Source organism: Rhizobium indicum, from assembly GCF_005862305.2.
GTDB classification, from domain to species: Bacteria; Pseudomonadota; Alphaproteobacteria; order Rhizobiales; family Rhizobiaceae; genus Rhizobium; species Rhizobium indicum.
On record NZ_CP054024.1, the window covers coordinates 283,684 to 298,157 of the forward strand.

Sequence of the window (14,474 nt, forward strand, 5' to 3'; positions counted from 1 at the left end):
GATGATCACCAGTACCTCGGGTGGGCAAGTTCCGAACATGCGCGAGACGAGGTCGTCGGCCAGTTCTGTGATCGTGGGCGTCAGCCTCACCGGCCGACTTGTCGATCGCATCCTCACCATCGCCCTCTGGGCCAACCTCGGCTCGGTTCGCTTGCCTTTCCATCTCGCGCTCCTTCACCATCAGCCAAAAGCCGGCGTCAGCCTTGGCGGCAGCAACAATTCGTTCGAGATGACCACTTTCTGAAATATCGCGGTATAAGATATGTCGGATCTCACCCATGTATCGTTCTCCCTGCAAGATGGGGACGCAGTGTTGCGTCGTTGCGGGCGACGTCGCATCTACTCAGAATGCGCCTCGGTCCCAGATTGCTCCCGATCCTCGCCCAGCGGATCCCGCGCCAAGCTAGCGAACTGGCGCAGGTAGGCGTTCGAACTGCCCTCGGTGAGCCGATCCGACAGGCTCTCTATCAAGAGCTCGACATCCGCGTTGAGCAAGACCGGCTCAAGTGCATTCCCTTCGGCCTGCTGGAAGATCACGTCGTTCAACGCGGTAAGATCTGCCCCGAATACTTCTCTGACCTCCTGCCGCTGAAGAACAGACGCCACCGACCGAGGATCGATTTGCTTGGGTGGACCATTGGCCGGTTTGGCTCGAACGCTCCGATGTGCCGGTGAGCCCGAATAGACATTGCGGCTGAGCTTCTCCTCGTCGATATCGAGACCGATGTCACTCTCGCGAGCGGCTCCAGGCGTTTTGGGCATGCCGCGCTTTCGTTGCCCGCTCGCCGGATCCCCCTTTCGCTTGTCTCCCGACTGCTTCTTCTTTTCCGCCTGTACCTCCTCCTCCGCCACGCCGGCCTCGCGTGTCTCGTCGAGATCCAGGCGATGACGCAGCTCATCGAGCGAGGAAATGTAGACGTGGCGGACAGCATCCTTGACGACGAAGCGCACGGCATCGATGTCAGTGCCTGTCGAGGCCGGGGCCGCCGCAGCGGACTTACTATCGGCGATTGTCCATTCAGCCGGCTCCATGCAAGGTCTTTTCACCGGCTTGAACTTTCGCACTTTCGAAAACATCCGCTCACCGCCGGAATCAAGCTTCATGATGCGCATCAGCGGCATTCCGGTGACCTGCAGGATCGCCTCTTCCGGCTTCATCAACATCAGCGTGTTGACAGGAAGGAGATCGACCGAGACCGGCACCTTCGAGATCGACCGCTGCCTTCGGCCGTGACGATGGGAGTAAGACGATTGCTCGACCCACTCCGTCGTCTTGCCGGCGGCCATCGAGACTGCGGTCGCATCTTCCTGGTTCTGAAAATTCATGAACAGCTTGATCGTCGAAGCGCCCATCAGGATCTTCTGGCCGGAGCGCTGATACAGCCTTTCAAGCTGCGCGCCATCCTGAAGGATAAAGACGAAACGCACGCCATTCTTGCGGATCAGCGGGGCGAGCGTCAGCACGGTGTCGATCCGACCACCGTTGCCGAATTCGTCGAGCATCATCAGGACTTCGTGCTCACCGTTGCGCAATGGCCCCATCTGCACAAGCTTGTCAGCCATCTGCTGGATAAACATCGAGATCAGCCGCTCGTAGATCTGCATGGCGTTCCAGTCCGCCTGGATATAGATGACGAGCTTACGCTTTCTGATAGTGTCGATCGGGATGGTGGTGATCGAGGTCAACGCTTCCACCAGCGGGTTCTGCAGAAAGTTGAGCTTGGCGACGATCTCCGCCGCGATCCCCTCCCCGAGCTTTTCATGGCGGCCGGCGAATTTGGTCAGCTGCATACGGGTCTGGTCGGAGAGAACCGACTCGTAGTTCTCCAGTAGCTGGATGATCGCCTTGCGCTCGTCGGACATCGAGTTGAGGATGCGGTAGAGTTCGCTGAGCGACTTGCGGGTGTCAGGGCATTCGAGCACGAAGCCGAGCATCGCCGTCAACAGGATCCTGGCGCTTTCCTCCCAGAAGTCGGAGGAATCCGATCGCAGCCGTTCTGGCAACAGCATCTGCGTCAACTTCTGCAGGTCGGTGATCCGCTGGTTCGGCTCGTCACTGATCAGGTCGAGGGGATTGTAGCCGTCGGTGAACTTCGAGCCGGGCGCCAGCAGGAAAACCTCATATCCCTTGTCTTTCAGGTAACCGGAGGTTTCCTCGAACAGCTCGCCGCTCATGTCGAGGACGACCTGCGATCCCTGAAAGCTCATCATTGTCGGAATGACGAAGGCGCGCGACTTGCCCTGCCCCGGCGAACCGATCACCATCACATGCTGGTCGCCGTCATTGCGCAAAAGCAAACCCTGTTTCAGTCCGAGAACGATGCCGTGCTTGTCGCGCAGCCGAAAATCGGCTGCGTCCTTCAAGGTGGCGAGGCGTGCCTTTCCCATGATCATCCGCTGACGTTTCTGGATTGCCGCGCCGATCGGAAATCCGACGATGGCACCGGCGGCAGCGAGACCTGCGAGCGCGGCGAGCAACGTCTGCCGGGAGGGTTTTTGATAGGCGCCGGCTGCATCGATTGCGCCGAAAGGCGCCTGATACATCGCGGCCAGATGTTTGCCATAGTAGCTGGCAATCTCGGCATGCTCGCCGGCCCTGGTGGCAACCATATAGAAGGCCACGCCGTAGACGATGACACCGGCATAGGCGGCGGTGAAGATGAGAGCCGTATGAGCAATCAGACTGAACATCGACCGGACATGCAGGAGATAGAGGATCTTGCGCGATAGCGCCCTGCCACCTTTCAGCATCCAAAGGCAAGCCAAGAAAAACAGGAGCGGCGAGGCAAGGACGAAGGCCAGCAGCGAAAGCCCGACCGTGTTGCGCACATGGATGATGGACCAGGTATAGTGGATCGCATCGACGAACCGCACCTGTGCGACGTAGTCGAAGTAGGACGAAGACCCGAACGAGGTGATGTAGGCGTCGTAGATCAGCGTGAACAAGGCGAGCCACAGGAGAACGACGCCGAGCAGTGCCACCGGCAAGGTGAACAACGATGCCCGCTGCAGGCCCGTCCATTTCGGGCGGTCACTCTCTGTGTGCGTGGATACGCTTGCCATTTTCGTCCACCTCATCGGCAAAGTAGATCTCGCTGACGCCTCGACCGCCGGCGGCATCGCTCTTCTTCAACTGGACCACGATCGGGATGATCGAGCGGATGTATCGAATGATGTCGTCGCGCTCCATGCGCACGTTGCTGTTGAGCACCAGCGTCGACAGCCGGTTGAACGCGTGGTGCGGTGAGTTTGCGTGGATGGTCGACATCGAACCTGGATGCCCTGTATTGATGGCGTTCAAAAAGTCGAAGGCCTCGTCGCCGCGCAACTCGCCCATGAAGATCCGGTCCGGTCTGAGACGGAGCGCAGTGGCCAGCAGATCCCCCATCGTCACCCTCGCCTCGCCCTGGCCACCCTTCGAGACCAGCAGCGACACGACGTTCTCTTGGCATGGCTCAAGCTCGGCAGTGTCCTGCATGAGGATGAAGCGCTCGTGGTTCGGAATGGCGGTGAGCATCGTATTCAGAAACGTGGTCTTGCCGGTGGAGGTGCCGCCCGAAATCAGCATGCTCCGGTGATTGATCGCTGCGAGTTCCAGGAAGGCGCGAACCTCGCCGGCCCGCAGCAGGCGCGACAGCTCGAAATCGATGTCGTCGATGTAATCGTCGCCGGTCACCTTGGTGAAGCGAAACGCGCCAGCCTTCTCATAGTCGTTCAAATCGAAACGACGGATAAACTGCTTGCGGATGGAGAAGGCGTGGCCGGTCGCCGAGGTCGGGTTCAGCACGAACTGCACGCGTTCGCCATTGACCAGCGTCGCCGACAGCAGCGGATGTTGGGCGTTGACGGTTTGCTTGGTGAACGAGGCGGCGCGCGAGGCCATATGGCGGATTGATTCCTGGTCGAGGCCGTCGACTTGCTGCCTCACCATGCTGAGCTGGCCGATGCGCTCCAGCCAGATCTCATTGCTGCGCTGGCAGGAGATCTCGATGACACCGGGATCGTCGAGGAACGGCCGGATCGGCTCGATCGCCTCCGACAGAAAATGCTGTTCGGCAGAAATCGACGGGCGCGCGTTCATTTGCCGAGCCTCTTTCTGCGCAAGCGCTCGAATTCTTCGCGCACCGGGTCCGCATAAAGCCCGGCGAAGTCGAGGTCGCGCGTTACGAACACGTTGATGTCGGACCCCTGAGGAATGTGGATCGTCGGCCGAATATTGCGGCTATCCTGGAAGGCTTCTGTCCCCAGCTGCTGGATGCCGGACGCAATGGTCTCGGCTGCGATTTCGCGGGCACGATCCTGCGACGTTTCGCCATTGTCCTGGGGGATACTGGTCACAGTTCCATCCGCATTGACGATGGTGATATCGCGATCCTGCTTCTGGCCAAGCTGGGCGATGTATTGGGTGGCGCCACCGATCAGCGTCATCATCGCCGGCGGTCCGAATCGCTCCCAATATTTTCGGTCGACGACACCCGTCATGCCCGAGCGCCCAAGCCGATCGGTGCCATAGGAGCCGAGCTGCACCGAAACACCATCTCCGCGGATCATCCGCGTCCAGACGATCAGGATCCGCTCCTGTCCCCGCTCGACGCCGGATTTATAATCGCCAATCAGGGACGATCCGGCCGGTATAAGGATGCGACGACCATCGAACGAATAGACATCGTCGCGCACAATCCCCTTCACCATGCCGGCGAGGTCTGAATTGATCGCCGTCTCCAGCGTTCCGCGGATCATCGTGCCCTGCGGGATCCAGGCGTCCGTGCGGCGGTTGTCGGTTGCGACTGAAACTTCGACACCCTGCCCGCCCATCGCCTTCAGGAAAGCACGATCACTGTCGACCGCGCCGCCGCCGTTTGACGCTGCCGCCGTTTGCGCCGCCGAGGGATCGCTGGCGCCGAACAGTCCCGAACCCGTGGCGCCGGTCGAAGCCTGCGCTGCGCCGTTCCTCTGATCCGATTGGTCGAACACCATGGAGGAAGAGCGAACACGCTCCAGCAGCTTGGCTTGCCGCGCGAGCTCGATGCAGCGGGGATTGTCCGGGCTCTTGCCTCTGGTGCAGTCGACCTCAGCCGGTGGTAGAACCGGTGCAGCCGCCGGAACGACGGGCGCTGGCGGGGGCGGAGGGGGCGGCGGCGGTGCTTCCGGAACGACCACCGTCGGCAGCGGCGGCGGGGCCGGGGCTCTGAAACCCTCATTCCTCGGCGTCTGGACCGGACGGAACTCTTCACGCGGTGTCGTGTCGATCGCCGGCTGCCGCTCGCCACCGGCAAGGAGAAAGTAAAGGACGACGCCTATGCCGGCGATGGCCGCGATAACCGCGATCGGCCGCATGAGACCCACACCGCTCCGCCGGACCGGGCCGCCGATTTCGTTGTCGGTGTCGAGCGAATGATAGTTTGGATCCGACATGGCGCGCGTTCCTAATGTTGAGCTTGTTGCGGGGAACCGCCGGCACCAATCCGCTTTGGCGCAACCGCACCTTCGATCGGCGCCGGAATATCGGCGGGAACAGTTCGAAGATTGAACAGGCAGGTCTCGTCTTCGGTGCCATAGCGCAGCGACCACTGCCGCGAGACGGTGTCGATGACGATATAATCGGCCTCGCGGCGGTAGTTCACGAGGCTCTCGCGCCGCTTCCGGTCGACGATGAAGATCGCCGGAATGTCGCCGGTGAACTTCATGAAGGTCTTCAATCCGTCGTCGAACACCCAGAGCGGCTTTGCCGCATCGCTTCCCTTGAAGCCATAGTCGTAGTTGACCTTGTCGCGCCGGATGTTCTTGAGGTTCGGGTTGCGCTCAGCGTCCTGAGCCTGCTTCCAGAGTTCTGCCGTTCCTTTCAGCCCAGCATCTTCCGGGTAAGTGAACTGCAGCTTGAAGGTTTGGTTCTGGATCACCTTGCTATCGTTGACGCGCAGATCGAAAGAATAGGTCCGTTTGGTAGTGACGACGGACAGATTGGTCGCCGCGTCCTTCTCCATCGGCTTCAAGGTCAGGGAACGTCGGTCGGCTGAGGTCAGGATCTGCCAGGAGACGGTGTCGCCCGCAACGACCTGGGTGATCTCCTCGTCAGCGCCGAAGAGGATCGTCGTCACCATCCCGTAGGTGCCGGTCACCAGGAAGACCTGCTCGGCCGAATAGGGAAGCGAGCGAACCCGAGGATCGAGCCTTCCCGGACGTGCGACCAGTTCGGCATGGCCGACCGTGGTCCCCAGCAGTAGGAATGAAAGCGCCGCCATCCGTTTTATCATTGGGCCGGCCCCGACGGCATGGTTTCCGGGACCCTTGCATATTCGGTGACGACAAAGCCCAACGGATTGTACAAACGAACCCGGTTACTGGCGGGAAGATTGATCTGCCGGTAGCGCACCGTAGCAGACCAGCGATTGATGACGTCGCCACCACGCTGGCGCTCCCGTGTCTCAAATCGGACGGCCATGGTCGAGGCATTGAGAGGATTGACCGACAAGATTTCCGGCCGAATGTCGCCGGTGGCACCCAGCGTCTTCACCGGCCCTCGAGGATTGCTCGGGTTCATCCACGCCTCATACTCCTTGAAGGCGTCCGAGTTCGGTTCCGACCAGAGCGCGATCATGTCGAAGTTGTCCGAGAGATAGCGGGGATCGTAGGTCTCGCGGCGGATGACGTAGTTGCCGACGAATGAAGCGCGAACGGCCTGGATATCCGAGACGCTCGATCGATCCTTGTCGAGCGTGGTCACCGTCTCCATGTAGCCGGTATTCTTGTCCACGATCAGGGGCACGACCTCGGTGCGGACAAGCGGAAAGAGTTGCGCCACGGAAAACGAGAGTATCCCGGCGATAGCCCAGCCGGCCACCGCGAATGAAAGCAGGATGAGACCGATCAAGGTCCGAAGCGAGCGGTTCTTCTCGCCCCAGGACAGGTGCCGATTATAGATTTCCTGTGGCCCGGGGACATGGTCGGTCGGCGCAGGTGTTATCCGTCTTCTGAACAATTCCAAGTGTTACCCTCGAATATCGGTGTCTCGTTCACTCGCTGTTGCGGCGGCGATTGGTGAGCATCCGGCCGAGCGTCCCGACGCCGGCCACACTGCCACGGCCGGCAAGTGCCGCCGCCGTAACGGCGCCTCTCGGACCACTCAGCATGCCAAGGGCGACGGCCGCCGCCTGCCCCGTCCTCGAGTTGCCGGATGCAAGTGTTGTGCGCGCGGCGCTGTGACCGGTATCGACACCGCCTCCGCCCGGCACGCCCGATATCGCGGTGCCGTAGGAAAAGGTTCTGGCAAAGTCGGGAACCTGGAAAATGAAATAGGAGATCAGCGCCAGGTAAAGCACCATGGCGAGCACGATCGCCAAGGCGTTTTCCTTGGTCGCCATGTCGCCGTTGATGGTGTCCATCATGCCAATCAGAAAGCCGAACGACAGACCTGCCATGATATAGGTGAAGAGCAGCATGAACATTCCATATGCGATGCCCCTCACCCACGCGTCGAAGACAAATCGCGCGATGCCGAAAAAGTAGCAGAGGATCGCGATCGGGCCGATCGCCAGCATGACGGCGGTGATCATCTTGGCAAACAGCGTCACACCGGTGAGGATCAGCAGCATCGGCAGCAGCCCAAAAACCAGCACGATGAACACGACCACGGCGCCGGTGACATTGGGTAGCCAGCCGGATTCATAGGAATTGAAGAGCTGCATGGCGAAGTCGTAGACCTTGCGCGCCATCGAGGCGACTTGGCTGGCAAGATCGGACCCAGCCGACTGCCCGCCCATTGCCGAGGAAATAGCCGAGCCGATATCCTGTGGCGAGGACAATACGAACTGGCCGATATTGTCGTAGAAAGTGGCCCAGGACATGATCAGTGCATAGGCGAGCGCGATCTTGAAGGCCGTAACCGCCATTTCCTGCAGGGATACGCTCGACAGTCCGAGTGCACCCCAGAGGAAGTAGAGGATCAGGAAGATCGCCAGGATGGCTGAGACAAGATTGCTATTTTCGGCAAACAGGCCCCACGCCCGTTCAAGGGAGGCTTCGTTGATCTTGTCGAAATATCGGAGCGCGTCGCCATAGAAATTGATCGCGTAGCTGACTGGATCCATCTCGCATCCTAATTGACAGGCCGCATCGGGCCGCAATCATCCATGACGGCTCTTGCCAGCGCTTGTTCCGGCGGCGTTGGCACCGACGATGTGTCGTAGCCAAGTGCCGGCACCGGGTTTTCGTCGGCCGAGCATTTCGCCAGCTGTTCGTATTTGCCGCCGCAGCCACTGAAGGCCGCGCAACAAAACGCGAGGATGAGCATCAGCCTCACTGCTCCTGCTCCTCGAACGCCTTCAACTGATCGCGAACCGAGGCCCCCTGTTGCTGCGCGCCCCCATCGCGCATCACGCTGTCGGGAAGCGGTGCGAAGGTCTTGAGGTTCTGCGACGAAGTGGCGAGCGCCGCCTTATATTGCTGGTTCAGCAACATGACCTGATTATTGAGCGAGCCGACCGCTTCGTTGGCGGTCTGGTTGCCCTGCAGCACCATCTGGGTGTTTTGTTCGAGCGCACCCTTCAGATCCTGAGCCGTGCCGATCTTCTCGGTTGCCTGCATGAACGAATTTTGCCGATCCTTCGTTGCGCTGTTCATCGCATCGGTGAGCGCCGTCATCGTCGTCAAGGCATTGACCCCTTGCGAATAGGCCTGGTTGGGGCCGGAGAGCTCGCCACCTTTGACGGTATCGACCACCATCTTCACCAGGTTGAGTCCGTTGATCAGTTTGGCGGCCGTGTTCTGAAACTGACCGCTGATGCCGCCGAACACGGCCTGGTTTCCCGACAGGATCGATCCGAAATCCGGCGCCTGTCCCATGCTGAAGCCATTGCCGGTCGCAAGTTTGGCAAACTGGCTGGCATCCTGACTGCGATCGCCGGTGATCGCCTGCAAGGTCTTCGTCGTGTTGTCCTTGACGACCGAGGTGTCCTGCTGGATCTGAGACGACAGTCGCTTGATGTCCTCACTAAGCGAAATGTTCTCCGAATCCTTGACGGGGACCTGCGCGAAAGCAGGCGAAACGGCGACGATGCCAAGGGCTGCCGCGATGACAAATCTCTTCATGTGCCTAACCTCTCTTGTCCGTTCAGTTTGCTGTCGCTCTCGCATCGACGACCGTCACCAGGCCCAATATGGGATCTTGCATCGCCGAGAAGGTCGCGGTGTCGCCACTGGCGCGTGCCTGTTCCTGCAGGTCATCGAGCCAGCGCTGGATCTGCTCGGTCGTGGCACTCGACGGCACGGCAAAGCAGCGGGTGCTGCCGGTGTCGACGACGGTCGATGGGCACTGGATTTGTGCCATGACAAGCGAGCCGTCGAAATCCTTGGAGTTGCCGCCGCCGGAGCCGCGCACGTTGGCCGACGACGATTGCAAGCCGGCCTGCAGGCGCTGCAGATATTGCTGGTTCGCTTCAATCGATTTTCCGAGCAGCTCATTCCAGACCGACCCGCGCTCCGCCTGCGCCTGCGTGTTGCGGTCGACAGCCTTTTTCAGCTGCTCGCCGCAACCGTTCCCGTAGCTCGCGCTCTCGGGCTCGGTGTTGTCGCTAGCCGGCGGGGTCCGGTCGCCATTCTGCGCCTTGTTGCGGCTGTAATAGGCGGAGACCTTTTTGACATAATCCTGGGTTTCGGGAATGTTCGGGATCTGCCCATTTTGTAGCGACTGCCGATACGGCCCGGCATTGTAGCCGGCGGCGATCAGATCGTAGCGATCGCCGAACATTCCCTGGAGTTGCTTGATGTATTTGACGCCGCCGCGGATGTTGTCCTGGGTGTCATAGGGATTGATGCCGAGCTGCGCAGCCGTGCCTGGCATCAGCTGCATGACACCAGTGGCGCCGACCGCCGAGCGCGCGGACTGTCGGAAACGCGATTCCTGTTCGGCAATGGCGAGCGCGAAATTGGGATCGACGCCCTGGCGGATCGCCTCGTCCTCGACCATCCGGGCGACTTCCTGCTGGCTTGGCGTCCGCTGCGATGGCGCCGCCGGTGCGGTGTCGCCGCCCATGCCGTCAGCCGAGCAATCGACGGGTGCGCCGGAGCCTTGGCCAGGCGCTACGCTGTCCGTCGTACCGCCCGAGGCGCCTTTCAGTTTCCGGGTATCGGCCTGATAACCCTCGTACCAGTTCAAGGTCGCCTGCTGGATCTTCTGGCGGGCATTGTCGATCACCGGAACCTGGGCGCGGGTGGCCGCCGGGGCTATCACGGTCGCCAGCACCAGCACGCCGGCCGTCGCCAACTCAGGAAGCTTTGCGTTGGTCATCGGACGCTTCCCCCTCCCAGTCGCAGAATTTCGACAGCCAGTTCTTCGGATCGTCTCCGTATTCGTCGAGCAGCATCTCGACCTCGCGAACGGTCTCCTCGCGGCCGGACAAGACCTTGATGAACTCCGGCATGTGGGACATGTCGACGCGCGCGATCACGCTGCTCCTCGCCTGCTTGATCAGCATGAAGCGCGAGCTCGGGTCGCCGTTCTTGACCCATTCGAATTCGGCCCTGGAGAGCCCGAACTGCGCCATGTAGGAGTGCTCGTCGGCCTTCGGATTGGCGAAGAAGATGTTGGTCGATGTCTGCTCGATGATCGTGCGGCTGACGCTCGATTGCACGACGTCGTCGGCCGACTGCGTGCCGAAGATCACCAGACCGTTCCTTTTCCGGATGGTCTTGAAGTAGTCCTTCATGGTGCGCTTGAACTCGTCGTCGTCGAGCAGCTTCCAGGCTTCGTCCATCAGGTTGATGATCGGCGCCTTGCCGTCATAGATTTCGCCCAACCGATGGAACATGTAGAGGAGGGCCGCGGTGCGCACCGTCGGATCATCGAGGATCGACGTCATATCGAAGCCGATCATCGGCCTCGAAATATCCAGATTGTCATCGGCATTGTCGAAGAGCCAGGCATAGGGGCCGCGGTCGACCCACTTGTCGAGCCTTGCGATCAGGCTGCCTTCGGTCCTCTCGCTTCCGGCCAAGAGGGCACGCAAGGATGAGAGCCGGCGGTACGCTCTGTCCTTCGTCTTGAGCACTGACTTGATCGCGTGGCGAATGATCGCTTCTTCCTGCGGCGTCAGGCTCTCGCCTTCCTTTGACGGCTTCAGCATGAAGCTCAAAAGCCCGTTCAGGAAAACGCGATTTTCCTCGGTGTCGTCGAGCAGCAGCGGGTTCCACCCGGACGGTTCGCCGGGCTCCAGTGTCATGTATCGGCCGCCCGCCGCGCGCACCATGATGTCGAGGCCACGGTCCTTGTCGAAGACGATCGTCTTCAGTCGCGGGCTGACGCGGTAGGCCTGCAGGATCAGGAAAGCCATGATGACGGTCTTGCCCGAACCCGTCGGTCCGAAGACCGTGGTGTGCCCGACGTCCCCCTGGTGGAAGTTGAAAAAGAACGGCGTACCGGAGGTCGTCTCGAAAATGGTGATCGCCGGTCCCCAGTGGTTTCCGTCCGGCTTGCCATAGGGATAGGCGTGAAAACTGCTCAAGCCCGCGCAATTGAGCGTCGAGATGAGAGCGCGCCGCGCGATATAGGCCTGGTTGCCGGGCAGTTGCGCCCAGTAAGCGGGTTCAGCGTTCAGATCCTCGCGAACGTACGACGCGCCAAGCGCCCCGAGCTCATTCCCAATCAGTGCCACGGCGTCATCAAGCTGGGCCGTCGTCCTGGCAATCGGCATGACGGTGAGGTGATGCTCGGTGAAGGCGACGCGTTTGCGTGCAAGCTCGTCACGGGCGATGTCGAGATTGGCCTGAACGCTGGAGCCGCCTTCGTCGGCCTTCGACATTTGCCGATCGAGCCTTTCGATGCGGCTGCGGGCGGCCATATCGTCGATGAACGACATCGACTGGGTCAGCACCATCTCGAAAGGCAGCTTGAGGATATAGTCGAGCATGCCGGCGCCGGTCTCGGGGGGATATTCCTTCAGCGACACCATCGCCGCATATCGGTCGTCGCCCACCGTATCCCCCTGGAGATGGATGATCCGGTTGCCGATCGATGTCCGCCGCGCCGGTAACATCTCGTCGATCGGTATATTGCCGAGGCGGATCGGCCGGACCCGGCCACCGTTCAGCAGTGTGTAGAAGAACTCGCATTGCTCCGAGAACCAGATTGTTCGCGTGCCTTCCTCAAGCATCGTGTCGTCGGAGATGGTCCGGTAGATCGTCTTTCCGTCGCCAAGATCGACCTCGGCGCGCCGCACGTCGCGCAAGACTTTCGGACCGTAGGCGGCAAGCGATTTTTCCAGAGCCCTTGTTGCTTCAACAAGCTTGTCGCGCATCGCACGAAACTGCTCCCTGCGCACGGCATTGCCGCCGATGCCCATGACACGGGACAGTGCCGAGCCTTGTCTGAACAGCGGCCGAACGACCACGGACACATAGGTGTCGTTAACGAACATCTCGTTCCTGGAGATGCTTGACTGGTAGATGTCGTCGAGGCGGCGCATGAAGGGATCGGCGAACGCCGATGGCAGCGACGGCGCGACCTTGCGCCGGACGACGTGGGTGTAGAGCGCAAAGTTGCCGATCGACGAGATCGCGCGAAACGCCGCGTTGCGCTGCCGCTGCAGCATGTTGATCGTCTCGATATCGGCGGTCTCAAACGAAAAGCCGGTCAATTGCACAGTGGAGACCAGGCAGTCGTTCTTCAGTCGGATAATGCCGTTTTCGATCGGCACATAAAAGGGAACATGTGTCGATACGCTGCGGTCGGCGAATATCTCCCAACCTTTCGACAAGCTCCCTTTCAACGATCTCGCCATGGTGCCCATCGATCACGCCCCATAGGTCCTGATTCCACCGCCGAGCCGTCGACCCAGAGGATTGACGCCGCACATACTGAGCCGGCCGACGATCTCGAAAAACCACAGGTCGAGCTTCACCGTCAGCACATAGAGAATGCTGTGAAGGATCACGAAGGAGACCGGGAACCAGAGGATCGAGCCTAAGATCATGAACACCATCAGCGAGATGAAGCATTCCGCCAGAAAGTATGTGTAAGGGATCCCCATGACCGTCGGCGGCCGTGTCAGAGCGAGAATGACCGGATGGCATTCGATGTAGTCGTCTCCGCCGTCGGTGTTGCCGCTAGATGTCGCCATGATCACGACCCACTTCCAGCGAGGAAGTCGACAAGTTCGGCGGCGGCGAACATGCCGGCAAGGCTTCCCCCGACCCGAAGCAGGGCGCCCCAGGACCAGTAACCGAAGGCTGCGGCCAGAAACATGCCGATGAAGGCGATCGCTCCGACCGAGCGGCCGAAGGGGCCGGTAAAGAACTGCACCAGCCGGTCAGCAGCGTTTTGCAAGGCATCGAGGTTCTGCGCCGCAGCTGGCTCGAACTGGCTGACAAGCAGGATCAGGCTGGCCGCAAATACCATTGCGGCATTGCCAAGCCATTTGCGCTTCGTCCTTGAACGCCAGGCGACGCTGCCATAAAGGACTGCCACTGCGATTAGATTCATCAATGCACCTCTTCCTTGACGATTTTAATCGGGCCGCCAACGTGGGTCGGCCCGTCTTCCTTGGGGGAGCGGTTCGCCGCTGTCAGCGGATCTGCAACCGAAAAGACAAGCATCGGCGACTTTGCGCGGCCGGCAGTTCCTGCCCGGCTCTTCAAGCCGGACTCCGAGGCGGATGACAGGCTAGGCGTGCCCGTAGAGGTCGCCGCCGGTCCAACGTAGAACCCGACGACACGCGTGACATAGTCGGCGGTTTCCCGGATCAGCGGCAAAGAGTGGCGAAGATCGACACGAGGCTCACCGGCATTATAGGCAGAGGCGACAAGCACAGGATTGCGATATTTGTCGATGAGAACACGGAGGAATCGCGTGCCGGCGCGGATATTCTGTTCGGGATCGGCGAGATCGTTCGCGCCAAAGGCGGCACCGATCCCCGGCATCACCTGCATCAAGCCGACGGCACCGGCAGGACTGACGAGACGCGGATCGAAATTGGCGTTTTCGGCCCGCATGATCGAGAGCACCCAGTTCGGGTCAACGTCTTCCGCGGCGGCGATCGCCAATGCGAGTTTTGCATATTCTTCGGGAATGCCGGAAAGCAGATCGGGTCGGGCCCGTATCGACGCTAGGTCGTCATCAGCTTTCAACGCGACCGGCGTATCGATGATGTGAGGGAACGGCGTCGGCTTAAAAGAAAAGACGTCGATCGGCGAATGCACCGTGCGTTCGCGGCGTGCATTCGCGCTATCAGCCGCTTCTCCCGGCAATTCCGCGCGACTGTTTTCAAACTCTTCAACCGTGTCCAAGGAAAGAACGCCAGGTCCAATCGGATCTTCATCTTTCGGCGCGTCAAAGCGCTGACTGAAGTTGACCCAATCGATGGTCGGCTGTGGCGGCTGCTTGGCTGCAACGGCCAGAGACACGGCAATTGGGATCAAGTTGGCTGCCACTCTCCTTGCCTTCTCAGTCGTGATACCGCCAGGCCCAACGGCGTGAGCGGGAG

Annotated in this window: 14 protein-coding genes; 1 reads left to right on the forward strand and 13 read right to left on the reverse strand. The window is 60.5% G+C overall.

Annotated elements, in window-relative coordinates; genetic code table 11:
• Position 1: 1 nt before the first annotated feature.
• The gene (locus FFM53_RS33205; RefSeq protein ID WP_158081461.1) at positions 2-244 is read left to right on the forward strand and encodes a hypothetical protein; all 243 of its coding nucleotides are present in this window, start codon (positions 2-4) and stop codon (positions 242-244) included.
• 95 nt (positions 245-339) lie between these two features.
• Here FFM53_RS33205 and FFM53_RS33210 read toward each other — a convergent pair whose 3' ends face one another.
• Genes FFM53_RS33210 through FFM53_RS33270 form a run of 13 tightly spaced genes read right to left on the reverse strand, consistent with a single transcriptional unit; the run spans position 340 to position 14,421 of the window.
• Entirely contained in the window at positions 340-3,063 is a 2,724-nt protein-coding gene (locus FFM53_RS33210) for a type IV secretory system conjugative DNA transfer family protein (protein ID WP_138390650.1), read from the reverse strand.
• Entirely contained in the window at positions 3,032-4,081 is a 1,050-nt protein-coding gene (gene virB11 / locus FFM53_RS33215) for a P-type DNA transfer ATPase VirB11 (RefSeq protein WP_138333791.1), read from the reverse strand. The genes FFM53_RS33210 and virB11 overlap by 32 nt, the downstream gene beginning before the upstream one ends.
• Positions 4,078-5,415 (reverse strand): type IV secretion system protein VirB10, encoded by a 1,338-nt coding sequence (virB10, locus tag FFM53_RS33220; RefSeq protein WP_138333789.1) that lies wholly within the window; start codon positions 5,413-5,415, stop codon positions 4,078-4,080. The genes virB11 and virB10 overlap by 4 nt, the downstream gene beginning before the upstream one ends.
• A gap of 11 nt (positions 5,416-5,426) precedes the next feature.
• Positions 5,427-6,242 (reverse strand): TrbG/VirB9 family P-type conjugative transfer protein, encoded by an 816-nt coding sequence (locus tag FFM53_RS33225; protein ID WP_246413374.1) that lies wholly within the window; start codon positions 6,240-6,242, stop codon positions 5,427-5,429.
• 8 nt (positions 6,243-6,250) lie between these two features.
• Positions 6,251-6,985 (reverse strand): VirB8 family type IV secretion system protein, encoded by a 735-nt coding sequence (locus FFM53_RS33230; protein WP_026158453.1) that lies wholly within the window; start codon positions 6,983-6,985, stop codon positions 6,251-6,253.
• Between the two features lie 28 nt (positions 6,986-7,013).
• Positions 7,014-8,087 (reverse strand): TrbL/VirB6 family protein, encoded by a 1,074-nt coding sequence (locus FFM53_RS33235; protein WP_138333785.1) that lies wholly within the window; start codon positions 8,085-8,087, stop codon positions 7,014-7,016.
• 8 nt (positions 8,088-8,095) lie between these two features.
• Positions 8,096-8,290 carry a hypothetical protein gene (locus FFM53_RS33240; protein WP_204339664.1) on the reverse strand — a complete coding sequence of 65 codons (195 nt, stop codon included), beginning with the start codon at positions 8,288-8,290 and terminating at the stop codon, positions 8,096-8,098.
• Positions 8,291-8,295: 5 nt separating this feature from the next.
• Positions 8,296-9,087 (reverse strand): conjugal transfer protein, encoded by a 792-nt coding sequence (locus tag FFM53_RS33245; RefSeq protein ID WP_138333782.1) that lies wholly within the window; start codon positions 9,085-9,087, stop codon positions 8,296-8,298.
• 22 nt (positions 9,088-9,109) lie between these two features.
• Complete coding sequence (locus FFM53_RS33250; protein WP_138333780.1) at positions 9,110-10,285, reverse strand: transglycosylase SLT domain-containing protein; 1,176 nt, start codon at positions 10,283-10,285, stop codon at positions 9,110-9,112.
• Positions 10,263-12,782, reverse strand: coding sequence for a VirB4 family type IV secretion/conjugal transfer ATPase (locus tag FFM53_RS33255; RefSeq protein WP_138333778.1), 2,520 nt, complete (start codon positions 12,780-12,782; stop codon positions 10,263-10,265). The genes FFM53_RS33250 and FFM53_RS33255 overlap by 23 nt, the downstream gene beginning before the upstream one ends.
• Positions 12,783-12,785: 3 nt before the next feature.
• On the reverse strand, positions 12,786-13,112 hold the full coding sequence (locus tag FFM53_RS33260; RefSeq protein WP_077988460.1) for a VirB3 family type IV secretion system protein: 327 nt from the start codon (positions 13,110-13,112) through the stop codon (positions 12,786-12,788).
• Between the two features lie 2 nt (positions 13,113-13,114).
• Positions 13,115-13,474 (reverse strand): TrbC/VirB2 family protein, encoded by a 360-nt coding sequence (locus tag FFM53_RS33265; RefSeq protein WP_077988459.1) that lies wholly within the window; start codon positions 13,472-13,474, stop codon positions 13,115-13,117.
• Entirely contained in the window at positions 13,474-14,421 is a 948-nt protein-coding gene (locus tag FFM53_RS33270) for a lytic transglycosylase domain-containing protein (RefSeq protein ID WP_246413376.1), read from the reverse strand. The genes FFM53_RS33265 and FFM53_RS33270 overlap by 1 nt, the downstream gene beginning before the upstream one ends.
• Positions 14,422-14,474 lie beyond the last annotated feature (53 nt).